The 12,833-nt window shown below is 62.1% G+C and carries 8 protein-coding genes and 1 pseudogene; 1 reads left to right on the forward strand and 8 read right to left on the reverse strand.

All coding sequences use genetic code 11. From position 1 onward, the window contains the following. Nucleotides 1–382 precede the first annotated feature (382 nt). Entirely contained in the window at nucleotides 383–523 is a 141-nt protein-coding gene (locus tag CA951_RS44735) for a hypothetical protein (RefSeq protein ID WP_256974294.1), read from the reverse strand. A gap of 894 nt (nucleotides 524–1,417) precedes the next feature. Next, nucleotides 1,418–3,091, reverse strand: coding sequence for an FAD-dependent oxidoreductase (locus CA951_RS40725; RefSeq protein WP_087562255.1), 1,674 nt, complete (start codon nucleotides 3,089–3,091; stop codon nucleotides 1,418–1,420). 500 nt (nucleotides 3,092–3,591) lie between these two features. On the opposite strand from CA951_RS40725, the gene CA951_RS40730 reads away from it, so the two are divergent. Further along, nucleotides 3,592–4,809, forward strand: a complete 1,218-nt coding sequence (locus CA951_RS40730) for a cytochrome P450 (protein WP_179220509.1) — start codon at nucleotides 3,592–3,594, stop codon at nucleotides 4,807–4,809. Between the two features lie 847 nt (nucleotides 4,810–5,656). Here the strand turns inward: CA951_RS40730 and CA951_RS44745 are convergent. The 6 genes and pseudogenes from CA951_RS44745 to CA951_RS40765 all read right to left on the reverse strand — a co-directional run. Further along, nucleotides 5,657–6,081, reverse strand: a pseudogene (locus CA951_RS44745) (protein kinase); the annotation flags it as partial. 267 nt (nucleotides 6,082–6,348) lie between these two features. Then, nucleotides 6,349–6,921 carry a TetR/AcrR family transcriptional regulator gene (locus tag CA951_RS40745; protein ID WP_087562258.1) on the reverse strand — a complete coding sequence of 191 codons (573 nt, stop codon included), beginning with the start codon at nucleotides 6,919–6,921 and terminating at the stop codon, nucleotides 6,349–6,351. Next, nucleotides 6,918–8,870, reverse strand: a complete 1,953-nt coding sequence (locus CA951_RS40750) for an MFS transporter (RefSeq protein WP_087562259.1) — start codon at nucleotides 8,868–8,870, stop codon at nucleotides 6,918–6,920. The genes CA951_RS40745 and CA951_RS40750 overlap by 4 nt, the downstream gene beginning before the upstream one ends. 274 nt (nucleotides 8,871–9,144) lie before the next feature. Beyond that, nucleotides 9,145–10,536 carry a TRAP transporter large permease gene (locus tag CA951_RS40755; protein WP_179220511.1) on the reverse strand — a complete coding sequence of 464 codons (1,392 nt, stop codon included), beginning with the start codon at nucleotides 10,534–10,536 and terminating at the stop codon, nucleotides 9,145–9,147. A 163-nt stretch (nucleotides 10,537–10,699) separates the two neighbouring features. Then, nucleotides 10,700–11,284, reverse strand: coding sequence for a TRAP transporter small permease subunit (locus tag CA951_RS40760; protein ID WP_143543189.1), 585 nt, complete (start codon nucleotides 11,282–11,284; stop codon nucleotides 10,700–10,702). Nucleotides 11,285–11,301: 17 nt separating this feature from the next. Beyond that, nucleotides 11,302–12,576 (reverse strand): hypothetical protein, encoded by a 1,275-nt coding sequence (locus tag CA951_RS40765; protein ID WP_179220512.1) that lies wholly within the window; start codon nucleotides 12,574–12,576, stop codon nucleotides 11,302–11,304. Between the last annotated feature and the right edge of the window lie 257 nt (nucleotides 12,577–12,833).

The following is a 12,833-nucleotide window of genomic DNA, read 5'->3' on the forward strand; positions in this document are numbered from 1 at the left end:
GCCAGATATGGTCGGACAAATGACGTTTGAGGGCGCGCCTCGCCGCTGCGGTCTTCCGCCTTCAGCGATCTTCTTGTCGTAGTGTGCGCGCCCGGCGATGGCTCATCCGCATCTGAACCAGGGCGACAGTGCAAAGCGCGCTGTTGAGCTGCCGGTCGCCGCAGCGGAAGAGTCGGTGCGGTCAGTGTCGGCGCGGCGATCTGCATCGGTGCCGAGCCATCGTAGTTCGCGTCGGCTGGCTCGTCCGGTGCGGCTCAGCCGCGCCGCTGTCACCGCACCGATCCCCTCGACCTCGCACAGGCGGGTGCCGTACTCGTCGAGGTCTCGGTCATCTGCTTCTCGTTCGCCGCGAGCTGGTCGTCGAGGCGGCGGATGTCGGCAATCAGATCCGGCACAGCCCGACCCGTATCGGGTCGACCGCGCTCGTGGCGCGGTAGCCCCGCAATAGGGCGGTCGCAGCGGCGGTCAGCGAGGTCGCACCACCGGCAAGCAGCTGCCGCCTCAGTGCGTGGAGCCGATTCATGATGCGAGTTCTGGTGCCATTGGCGCCTGCCGTGATGGCGCCGCACGATTGTCCGATTAGCTTGACCGCGACTCCGCGCGGGATGCCCCGGAGGTCGAACCAGAGGTCAGAATGGGCATCGATCACGATCGTCTCCGCCCCCGACGCCAGACGCCGGCCGTATTCCTGGGGAGTCCGAACGACCAGCGCGCCTCGCCTTTTCCTCGACCGGCGGGAACCGCGTGTCTGCTGAGCCTGTGAGTTTCTTCGCTGGGGCACTCGTGCACCAATTGCCCCTGCCGCCGGCACCGGCATGGACGCGAGCCCCGGCGCGTCCATCACAATCTGCAACCGCTACCGCGCCGCGTACGGCGCAGGGCCGGAACCTGCGGGTAGAACACGACTCCGCTCGCCTTCGCCCACGTCTCGTCCGTACCATTGGCATGCTCGACGAGCAGCTCGACGGTCGGGATCTCCGCAGACAGTGGTTGATCGAGCGCGGCCCGCGCGTTACGCGCGCACACCGTCTCCCGGAGTCGTTGAGCTGAGTCAACAGATGCTGCTCAACAGCGAGCGGGGTGGACCCCATTAATGGGGCTTGACCCCATGCACTCAAGTCAGATCCACCGACATCTGACAGTCCCCCATTTGGCGAACCTGTGCCTGATTGTGGGTCATTCTCGGAGGACGGTCGACGGTGGCCACCGGGATCGTGGATTCTTTGCTGGGCGAGGTATCTATCTTCCGGGGCGTGCGGCCGCCGACAACTCTATGTGGCACTTGGAGGCTCGACTTCTACGCCGCCGGCGCGGTATGCGCTCTGATGCCGGTGCTCCGAAGAACTTTCCCTTGGATCGAGACTCTCGCACCTGGCGGCCGCAGACGATCGCACCGGCCGACAGGCAACCGCACCGGCTACACAGCAGCCGATGCCTTGAGTAGATCAGCAACGGCGACGAACTTGACGCGGGGACGGCGCGCTTCACACCCGCGGGCCGTTTCCTGCTTGTCGATCCGTTGCCAGCTGCGGAAATCGATGTAGTTGGGCTGGCGCCGCGAAACCAGGTCACCGAAGTCTCGATCCGCGAAGGGCTCGGTGAGGCGGCCCGCCGAGAAATCCTGGACAAGGTTGTCGACCGTTTGCTCGGAACACACCTTGTTGGTGCCGATGACTCCTGTAGGACCGCGCTTAATCCATCCCGCGGTGTATACGCCGACCAGTGGATCCCCCGTGACAGGGTCGACGACGCGGCCTGCCTCGTTAGGAATGATCCCGCGTTGATCGTCAAAGGGGAGATCCGGAACAGGGTTCCCCCGGTATCCGACAGACCGCAATACGAGACCGGTAGGAACTCTCTCGACAAAGTCGGTCGGCTGCATTTCCAGGCGACCATTGGCGTTGACCAGTTCGGCGCGATCGAAGGTGATGGACTCCACGCGGCCATCGCCGGTGAGTTCCATAGGTACGCTGCAGAACCGCAGAACAATTCGTTTATTGCCCTTGGTTGGAGGACGCTTCGCGAAGTTCGCGACCTGCTCAACCTTCAGTGCAATCCGCGGCTCGACGACACGATCGTCGAGGAGGGCACGGCCTGCTGAATCGAGGGCACTCTCGAGTCCCTCGACGACGATATCGACGTTGGGGATCTGACCGAGGGCAAGCAGCTCCGGGTTGGTATATGCAGCCTGCGCGGGACCGCGACGCCCGACCACGACTACCTCCCGAATCTTGGATTCGCGCAGAGCAGCGATCGCGTGATCGGCGATGTCCGTCTTCGCGAGCTCCTCCGGGTCGGTGACCAGAATTCGGGCGACGTCGAGTGCCACGTTTCCGTTGCCGATGATCACAGCGCGTTCGCCGGAAAAGTCAAAGGTAAGATCAGCGTAGTCAGGGTGGCCGTTGTACCAGGCTACGAACTCGGTCGCGGCGTGTGAACCCGGTAGATTCTCTCCGGGAATGTCGAGGTTGCGGGCGCTGGCCGCACCGACCGCGTAGATCACCGCGTGGTGGTGTGCGAGGAGCTCTTCGTGGCTTACATGCTCGCCCACCTCGACGTTGAACCAGCACCGGGCACGCTTGTGCCCGAGCCCAGCCCGAAAGATATCCGCGACAGCTTTGGTTTGTTGGTGGTCGGGAGCCACACCCGCGCGGACAAGACCATATGGCGTGGGCAGCCGATCGATCACGTTGACCTCGACCCCTGCGCGAGTAGTCAGATCGAGAGCCGCATAGCAGGCGGCCGGCCCTGAACCGACGACAGCGACGCGCAAACTCCCGCTGTCTGCGGAGATACTGATGCGGCTAGGTTCAGTGCGGACATCAGACTCGAGCGGATAACGCTGGTAGTAGTTCTCCGCCATCTTCAAGTAGGGGTCCTGATCCGGACGTAGCTCATCACCCGACGTGATCGCGTCGACAGGGCAGGCATCGACGCATGCTCCACAGTCGATGCACGTCTGCGCGTCGATGTAGAGCATCTCGCTCACAGCGAAGGGGGCCTCGTCTGGAGTGGGATGAATGCAGTTCACTGGGCAAACCTCGACGCACGACGCGTCGTTGCAACACGGTTGAGTGACGACGTAAACCATTGCAGATACCTACCTGACGGGACTACTTCGATTGCGAGGGAGTGATACCCAACTATTTAGAGAAAGTTTGGAGCAGTCAACAGACGGTGCCTGTATCGACTAAATAGGGTACGGATTTAATTCACCAAATAGGACCCCAATTTACTCTTCGCGCACATCGTGGGGCTCATCGTCTTGACATGGAGGGCGACGGCAGCCAGAGTTCATCCATCAAATGATGCAAGTCACACCAACAGCACGACGAGAACAACACCACCCCCGTGCGTGCACGCTGGCGGACAACGAGTAGCGGACTCGATATTTTCGAACTATATAGTCGCCGAACAGCACCCATTCAAATGCACATTTTAGGTTCTGTCTCGCTACTCCAGGCGCGTCTCAGTACCGAAATGTACTGCGCACCCTTTCGACATCGGTCGCCCGACATGCACCGAACGCACGCCTGTGTGAACGGTGTGTGTCGATCCCAGCCGATACACAGCCAAGAAGGAGATTCACCAATGACGACGGTCGACCACATTGGGTCAGTTCCGGATCACGTCGATGACAAGTTGGTCCACGATATCGACCATTACAACATTCCGGGCATGCACGACAACTACTGCGAAGAAGATATCCACCAGCTGTGGAAGAACGTACAGGACACCCACCCACCCGTATTCTGGACGCCGCGATACGGTGGCCACTGGATCACTACTCGCTACGAACACCTGCAACGCGTCCTGACCGAACACGAGACGTTCTCGAGCAGTGAGTTGGTCATTCCCACGGGTGTCGCTCCCAAGTTCATCCCGGTTCAGCTCGATCCGCCCGAACACGCGGACTACCGAAAGCTGTTGGCGCCGGCCTTCACGCCCGGCAAGCTCAACGAAGTAGCTGCCAACGCACGAGCGATCGCGATCGAAATTATCGAACGGGTACGACCACAGGGTCGATGCGACTTCGTGGCTGATTTCGCGAGCGCAATGCCGATCATCGCCTTCCTCACGATGATCGACCTCCCGATCGAAGACGCCGATCGTCTGGCCACGATGCTAAGGAATGCCGATCCGGCCGCGCCCGATGCAGCAGAGGCCTGGGCCCAGATGGCCGCCTATCTGAGCGGTCATATCGAGGAGCGCCGAGCCGCGCCGCGTGAAGACGTCATCAGTTCGCTCGTCCAGGCGGAGGTGAATGGACAACCACTCACGCCCGAAGAAGTCCTGGGTATGTGTCTCCTGCTCCTTGCCGCAGGGCTGGATACAACCGCACTGATGACCGCTTTTGCTGCGCGCTACATTGCCCAAGACCGCAGCTGCCGAGAGGAACTCGCCGCCAACCCGGATCTGTATGGCGTCGCGGTCGAGGAATTCGCGCGCAGATTCGGACTCTCGTCCATCGCTCGCCTAGTGCGACGCGACACCCAGCTCGGTGACGCTACCCTGCGCGAGGGTGATCTCATCCTAGCCGTCACGTCGCTCGGTGGTCTCGACGAAACGGTGAATCCAGATCCAATGCGGTTGGACTTCGACCGACGTAGAGCACGCCACACCACGTTCGGCCAGGGCGCGCACACGTGCATCGGTATGCGACTTGCGAAACTCGAGCTCAATATTTTCCTCGAGGAATGGTTCAGCCGAATTCCAGACTTCTGGATCGCCGACGGCCCCGCCCCGCGTATGTCGAGTGGGCTCACACTGAAACTCCACGAACTCAACTTGGAATGGCCCACAGACTGACACGGTGTCCTGCCGGCAACGCCTGGAACGGACCCCTAGCTCACCAGCACCCCCACGGCGATTGAAAGAATTGATTGTGGGGGCGCCACGTGGCGCAACTGATACAAATCCGCGGGCCTGAACGATCTGAACGAGTTCCCATGCCACGATCTCTGGCCAAACGAACCTCACCCGAGATCGTGGCATGGGTCTGCGCGACGCGTCGCCACCACCGATGTTGGCGAGCGGAGAGCACCGTGTACGAGTTTGCACCGGGACATCGGCGATCGCGCCCCATCCCGGTCAGACGATCCACAGATTTCCGATGCACGTCGGGCAGGCTGGTAAATCCCCAAGTGCAACAACATGAACGCGTCTACTAGCAGCGGGCATCGGAGGCGCCGATGCGGCAAGAAGTTGCAGGCGTCAACCTCTCCCTTGCTTCGCCGGATTTCGGCTGAGCACTCTCCGGCGAAGCTGGCGATCGTCAGTCCGGCTTCGGGATTGTCCGATACGCAGAACTCCATCGCCTCACGCAAGTTCGCTTGCTCCCGATCGAACTTGGCAATCCATTCGAGTTGCCGGGAGCTGATCCACTCCGCCTCGCCGGAGAGTGCAAGCCGCCTGTACCAGNCTCGATGCCGCCTGCGCAGCTCTTGATACTCGCCGGCNTGTTGCGCCTGTTCCCTGCCGTAATCACGCAAGGTCTCGAGGAGCCGAAAACGCACGGCCGTTCCGTGCTCCTCCCGCACCAAGATGGACTTGTCCACCAGGGCGGTCACTAGGTCGAGTAGTTCCTCCGATGTCAGCCCCTCACCGCACACCTGCTCCGCCGCGTCGAGGTCGATGCTCTCGACAACACCGACAGTCTTTCGGTGATCGAGGTGCGCAGGACGAAATCGAGAATGTCGGGCTCGAAGGTGTTGAGGACGTTCTCGACGAGGTAGTCGCCGATCGGGCGGTGCCGGCCGGACAGGTGTGCGATCAGCTCGGTGGGGTCGTCCCGGCCGCGCAGCGACAGTGACGCCAGTTGCAGGGCGGCCACCCATCCGTCGGTGAACGAACGCAGCCGGGGCGATGCGTCGGATGCCAACGAGGAAGGATCGGGCTTCCTCGTCGTCGAAGCGGAGGGCTGGGGCATCGATCGGCTGCGGCTGGTCACCACGACCTGAAGGTGATGGCAGCTATTGGTGAGTCGGAATCGAGGGCGCCGAGTGTGGTCGGGTCGGTGATGCGGTGCCAGTCGTCAACGATCATCACGAGCGGTTCCTTCGCCTCGTGGATGTCATTGATCGTATACGCGGCAGCACCAGGCTCATTGCGCAGCCACATGCGCCACAACCCCGGCCTGCCCCGCAGGGTGGTCGGCGTGCCGGGCCGCGCAGATCCCTTGCCGGCCCAGCGCATGGCCACCCGCCGCGCGGGCGGCCATCATTGTCACCTCCCCCCGCACCTACGCGCGGGCATGCTCGATCGCCTCACACGGACGCCGATCCTCCGGCGGCACCGACTCGAGCAGGCCCAGGACGTGCTCCACACACGACACCGCCCCAACGCCAGTCACACCGTGCCGTCGATGATTGACTGCAGGACCGTGCCATAGCGTCGGATCAGGGTCTCGCTGTCCATCACGTCGGGCCCGAGCAGGTCAAGGTGGCGCATCGCGGTAGCGAGACCGAAGAGTTCGGCCAGCACGAGCTGGGTGCGCAGCCGCTCCGAAGAGGTGTCGCCGATGCGGGCTGCGATCGCATCGAGATAGCGGCCGCGCATGTCGGTGCGGGTCGCCTCCGGATCCGCGGACTCCCGGATGAAGATCGGAGCCATCGCCCACGGCTCCGGCTGGTCACCGTCGCGGCGGCCGACGAGCCTGCGCACCAATTGCGACCCGACCGGCTCTTCGGGTGCGAGCGGCTGTTCGACCACTGCCCCGGCTCCTGCCTCGTCCAGCACGGCCGCCGACGGATCGGCAGCCGCGAATAGTTCCGCCTTGCTCCCGGTCAACTTCATCACCAGCGCCGGTGAGCATCCCGCGGCGGTGGCAATGTCCTTGATCGTCGTCGCGGTGTAGCCACGGCGCGCGAACAGGTCCCTGGCGGCCTCGACGACGATCTCGCGAGTCGACGGTGCGGTCATGGCACACCTGCCGGCTGCAGGTCACCAGCCAGGTCGAGGTCGACTTGCGCCGGCTTGGTGAGCACCACCAGCTGCCGGGTCGTAGTGCGGCGGTCGGGGCCGAGCACGGTGATGACGTACCGGCCGCCGGGCGGCTGCGCAAGTTCGTAGCTGCCGTCCACAGCGGTGGTCGTCGTCGCAACGTACTCGCCGGTGGCCTTGACGCTGCTCACCACAGCGTCCGCGCACGGGCGGCCCGCGGTGGTGACGCGACCACGTAGACGCAGGCGCTGAATGAGCGTCACCCGGTGCCCGTCCGCCCCGTCGGCGAAGTCCATCACGTGCGATCGCGGCGCCCAACCGTCGGCGCTGGCGATCACGAGATACGTGCCCGGATCCGGGAGAACAACGGAGAACTCCCCGGCATTGTCGGCTCTGCTCCAGTCGACGGGCTCGCCGGTGGTGCGCAGGACGGTGACAACGGCCTGTCGGATGGGCCGATCCTCAGCACTGAACACGGCGCCGGAGACGACGAGCTCCGCCGGGGCATACTCGTCGACATCTGCGCGGGTCCGCGGGATCCCACCAGAGCGCGGGATGAACGCCGCGAGGACGGTCGCCACGAGACCGGTCGCCGCCGCCATCACGAAGGTCAACTGGAAGGCGCCCAGTGCGGGCACGGCGTGCCCCGCGACCTCGATGGTGACCGCCGTCAGGATGGCGGATACGGCGGCGCTGGACATCGACGTGCCGACCGAACGCAGCAACGCGTTGAGGCCGTTGGCCGAAGCGGTCTCGGTGATGGGGACCGACCCCATGATGAGCATCGGCATGGTTGCGTACGCGATCGCGGTGCCCGCGGTGACGAGCATCGCACCGAGCACGATCAGTAGTACGGATCCGGTGAGTAACACCCGCGCGACGTAGGCAAGGGTGAGGACGGCGGTGCCGATCATCAGCGTGTACTTGGCACCGATCCGCCCGATCAGTCGTCCCGCAATCGGCGCGAACACCCCCATCATCAGCGCTGCAGGCATCATGCACAGCCCCGCAGTCAGTACCGACATCCCGTCTCCGTAGCCCGTGTCGGTCGATGCTTCCAACTGCTGGGTGGTCGACAACATGTTGGCGTACATCGAGATTCCGACGAAAAGAGAGCAGATGTTCGTGAGCAGCACAGGCCTGCGCGCCGAGCTCCGCAAGTCGACCATCGGCTGTCCCACCCGCAACTCGTAAGGGAACCACAGCAGGAACGCGACGGCGGCGGCCACCAGTGCGGTCACGGTCCGCTCGCTGGTCCATCCCCAGGTCGCGCCCTTCGAGATGCCAAGCAGCAATGACGAAAGTGCGATCGACAGCAGGACCGCCCCCACGAAGTCGAAGCGGCCGGCGGTGCGGACCGGCGACTCGGGGATCACGATGCGAACGGCGATGTAGAGCACGGCACCGACGGCAGCGGAGAGCCAGAAAATCGAGTCCCAACCGAGTTGTTCGTACAACGCCCCCGACAGCGGCAGCCCCAGCGCGCCCCCGATGCCGAGCGTCGCGCTCATCATCGCCGTCGCCCCCGCGACCCTCGCTTTCGGCAGCTCGTCCCGCAGGATGCCGATACCGACCGGGATCAGCGCGGAGCCCAGACCCTGCAGCCCGCGCCCGATCAGCACGGTGACCAGCGTTCCACCAACCGCTGCGAGCAGCGAACCGGCCACCATTGCAGCGAGGGACGCGAGCACCATGCGGCGCTTGCCGAACATGTCGGCGAGCCGAGACACGATCGGCGTCGCGACGGCGGCGGTGAGCAGCGTCACGGTCACCAGCCAGGATGCAGTCGCGTAGTCGGTGCCCAGGATCGACGGGAACTCATGTAGTAGCGGGATGACCAGGGTCTGCTGCAGGGCGACCACGATGCCCGACAAACAGACCACCGTCGTCAGCACAGTGGTCGACGAGGAGCTTGCGTGCACGGACATCGGAAAACTCCGACCTGCGCGACAGAAGCGCGCGACTGGTGAACTTGGGGATAACAGTTGCCGAAAGGCGCCGCGATCTTGTTGACCTGCACCATCGACCCACTCAGTAGCGGAGGCCATTTGGGGCGAGACGTCGAACTGGCGAGTCGAGTACTTGAGGACGATCTAGTCCGCACGCTCCGGTTTTGCAGATGCGCCCGAAACGGGTCACAGAAAATAGACCGCGCGGCTTGTCTCCCAGCCCGGAGAGAGTCAGCGCCACGCGGTCTGATTTTTATTCTGCGCTCGACGAACCGGGCAACCACAGCACAAGGTCAGGCCAGTAGATGAAGACCCCCAGCAATACGATCGTGGCCGCAACGAATGGCATGACGCCGGCAAATACCGATTGCAGACTGATTGGGACACCCAGGTTCACCTGCGGGTTCTGTGCCAGGCGGTGAACCACGAAGGTCAGTAACCCGACAGGAGGAAACACCATACCTATCTCACAGAGGACGATGAGGAACACTCCGAACCAGATCATGTCCACGCCTGCCGCTTCCAGCGGCGCCTGCAAAAGCGGCACGGTCAATAGGATCATCGGAAGCGATTCCAGAAACATTCCCAGAACGATGTAGACGATGATAAGGCACAGCAGAAGCGTGACTCTGTCGAGTTCCAGTCCGGCCAGCCGGGAGGAAAGGTCTTGTGCAAGCCCGCTCAAGACCAGCGCTCGATTTAGCATCAATGCACCCACGACGATGAGAAAGATGCTTGCAACTGACGTCGCCGTCTCCGTACCGATGGTGCGCAAATACGTAAGATTCTTGGAGCCGTCCTTCTGCCTGCGCTCCGGGCTGACAAGGCTCACAAGGATTGCAACCACCGCACCCACTGCTCCAGCCTCGGTGGCAGTGAAGTAGCCGGTATATAGCCCTCCGAGCACGACAAGCAAGATCACGACAAGCGGACCCAATCGTGAAGCCGACCGCAGTCGCGTACCCCATGTCACTCCGGAGCGATCGCTTCTCGGTGCGACCTGTGGCTTGACGCGGGCCCACACGGTCACCACAGCGATGTACGACAACGCAAGAAACAGTCCGGGAATCATCCCTGCTAGCAGTTGCGGACCAACAGGCACCTGTGCCACACCGGCATAGATGACGAGCAGAACGCTCGGAGGAATAATCTGGCCGAGCGTTCCTGCCATCGCGACCGATCCGGTCGCGATGGCAGGATGGTATCCGCTCTTCATCATCTCGGGAATGGCCATCTTGCCGATGGCCATCGAGGTCGCCATCGTACTTCCGCTCACAGTTGCCAGTCCGGCGCCAGCCGCAGTTGTAGTGACCGCAAGCCCTCCCGGCAATCTCCCCAGCCATTGGTCGGCAGCCTCGAAAACCCTGGTGGTCACACCTCCATACGACAACGCCAAACCCATAAGCAGAAACATCGGCACCACGCTGAGTGACCACGAAGCGACGCCGTCGAATGTGATGTTTCGCAGCGATGTTTCCACCACGGCCAATCCATCCATCGCGGTCAGCCCAACGATAGAGGCCACGAGCATTGCAATGCCTACGGGCAGATCGAGCGCCATGAGCAGCAGGAGCAGAACGATGACCGCGGCCCCGACCAGTCGATCGTCCATCGGAACGAAGATCAGAACCGCGATCGATGTCACGGTCACCACCAGCAGAAGTACGAAGAGTGCGCCAGAGTCAGTGTGCAGTCCAGAAGATCGGACACGGGGGCCCCCGACATCCGCAGGAGCCAAACGTTTCGGTGCGGAGCTAATAGCGGATGGCGCAGCACTGTGCTGTGAGGTCGGGGCAGTACCCGGTTTGTCATGCATTTGTGAGGGGCTCCTCGCTCGACTCTTGTTTCGTCGACTGACGTTCCCGAAGCGACTGATAGAACCGGGCAACGATAGATCCGGTGAGTATCAGCCATGCGGCGGCGACGGCGAACCGCCCAGCCCAGATGGGCAACCACGGCGCTACCGTCGCACGATCACCAATCTCGTACGAGTAGAGAGCTTCGTCCAGGATCAGGATCGCAACCCATCCCGCCACAAGTCCCGTTAGCAACTGGGTCACCATCGATATTGCGCGTCTTGTCCGTGAGGGGGCCGCTTCCATCACAACCGACACCTGAACGTGCTGGTCTCGAAGATGTACCTGGCCGAGCGCCAGAACGGCGATGGCAGGCATCAACAGGTATGTGACGACGTCCATCATGTCGTTGATCGGAACGCCCACCTGCCTACCGACTACCGAAGCAGCAATTCCCACTGCCATCGCGAGGCACAAAGCACCGCCTGCCCCGCCTGCGCAAACAGACACACCAGTGACGGCGCGCACCCACAGTGGCTGTCTCTCGTTCAATGAATCCAACTCTCGAAAGGACCGTGCACCAATCTTGTCCTGCACCGGACCACGGTCAATGGCTACTTGGGCGTGGTCGCGCTCAGGAGCTCGGCCTTATGACTGTCGAAAAACGGATTGATATCGAAGTCTTCGACCTGCGCAAAGCCCTTGAGCACCCCCTCCCGATCAACTCCGACGTTGAGCGCGTAGCCATCCTGCTCCAGGGCTTGGGTCCAGTAGTCGACGCGCGCTCGATAGGCATCGATGACTTTCTGGGGGTTCTCGATCGCCGCGGGAGCATTGTTTGGCATATCGTCCAACCATGCCTGTCGCTTCGCATCCAGGGCGGGTGCAAATTTCGAGACGTCGTCAATTCGAATCTTGGAGTTCGCGCCCGAAAGTAACGCCCCGAATCCGGCATGCGCCTCTAGATACTTGCCCCAGACGACTTTCGCCCAATTTGCGGATTCTTCGCGGAAAATGTCCTGAACATCACCGGGGAGCCCCTCCCATGATCGAGAATTGAGCACGATCGTCAGCTCTTGCTGTTGAGGAAAATTCACTGGGATGTACTCACTGGTAACTTCGGTGAGACCCAGATCGACAGCCCCTGACGGACTATTCACAAGGCAGTCGATAACGCGACGTTGTACGGCTTCGTACGCTTCGCTCGCAGCCACGTCCACAGGGACCATGCCGAGGTCCTTCAAAAGGGCAGTGTTGATTGAACCGAAGGACCGAGTTTCAACCCCCTTGGCCTGAGCTGGAGTCTCGATAATGTTGTTGCACAACAGGTTCAAGGCAGTCGACGACACAGAGAGAAGGGGCTCCACACCTTGGCGGGTGTACTGGTCATGAATCGCCGCCGACGACAGAGTCGACTCGTAAGACGCAGCCCCACCCGCTATCACGTCGTGCACCGTCGAGCCGGTGACCAGGTTACCCAGACCACCCATCCACGCGCTCACCGGTAGCTCTTCCGGGTAATACGCGGGGACCAGGAACCCCATGTCCGCGACCCCATCTGATACACCGGACAGCATGTCGGTGCCACCCAGCAATGAGCTGGAGAAGTATGGCTCGAAAGTTACTTTTCCACCGGTACGCTCATTGATTGCTTCCTGGAAAGCAGCAAATCCGGTACTCATGTTGTCCTGCGCATGACCCGTTGTGGCGAACTTGAGGACCACTGGGTCCATCTCGTCGATTGATGTTGCGACGCTACCGCCCCCAACGGAGCTGCACGCCGCAGTCAACATCACCGACACCAACGCGACGGACAACGCTCGCGTTCTACGACGACGCGGATCCCGCACCGGCCCATCGTCGGATGTATGGATCGAAAGCGCGGCCATGTACGTCTCACTTCCTCGGCTACGCCGGAGTAGACATTGCAAAGGGTTGAACTGCATTTCACGACATAATTCAATTCGATGGTTGCGCGCCGAGTGACGAATAGGAACAGGGACTCTTAGGACATGTCTCCCAATAGTTTGAGCCATTCGACGATGCCGGCGAGGAGGAATCCTGCCCGGTAAGTCAGGGCAAGCTTGTCGTACCGGGTTGCCACCGCTCGCCACTGTTTTACCTTGTTGAAGGCCCTTTCCACCAC

This window comes from Rhodococcus sp. NCIMB 12038, assembly GCF_002165735.1.
GTDB lineage: Bacteria > Actinomycetota > Actinomycetes > Mycobacteriales > Mycobacteriaceae > Rhodococcus_F.

Excerpts from the sequence above, each read along its gene's own strand:
- CA951_RS44735 (WP_256974294.1), bottom strand. The coding sequence starts at position 523 with ATGAATCGGCTCCACGCACTGAGGCGGCAGCTGCTTGCCGGTGGTGCG.
- CA951_RS40725 (WP_087562255.1), bottom strand. The coding sequence starts at position 3,091 with ATGGTTTACGTCGTCACTCAACCGTGTTGCAACGACGCGTCGTGCGTC.
- CA951_RS40730 (WP_179220509.1), top strand. The coding sequence starts at position 3,592 with ATGACGACGGTCGACCACATTGGGTCAGTTCCGGATCACGTCGATGAC.
- CA951_RS40745 (WP_087562258.1), bottom strand. The coding sequence starts at position 6,921 with ATGACCGCACCGTCGACTCGCGAGATCGTCGTCGAGGCCGCCAGGGAC.
- CA951_RS40750 (WP_087562259.1), bottom strand. The coding sequence starts at position 8,870 with ATGTCCGTGCACGCAAGCTCCTCGTCGACCACTGTGCTGACGACGGTG.
- CA951_RS40765 (WP_179220512.1), bottom strand. The coding sequence starts at position 12,576 with ATGGCCGCGCTTTCGATCCATACATCCGACGATGGGCCGGTGCGGGAT.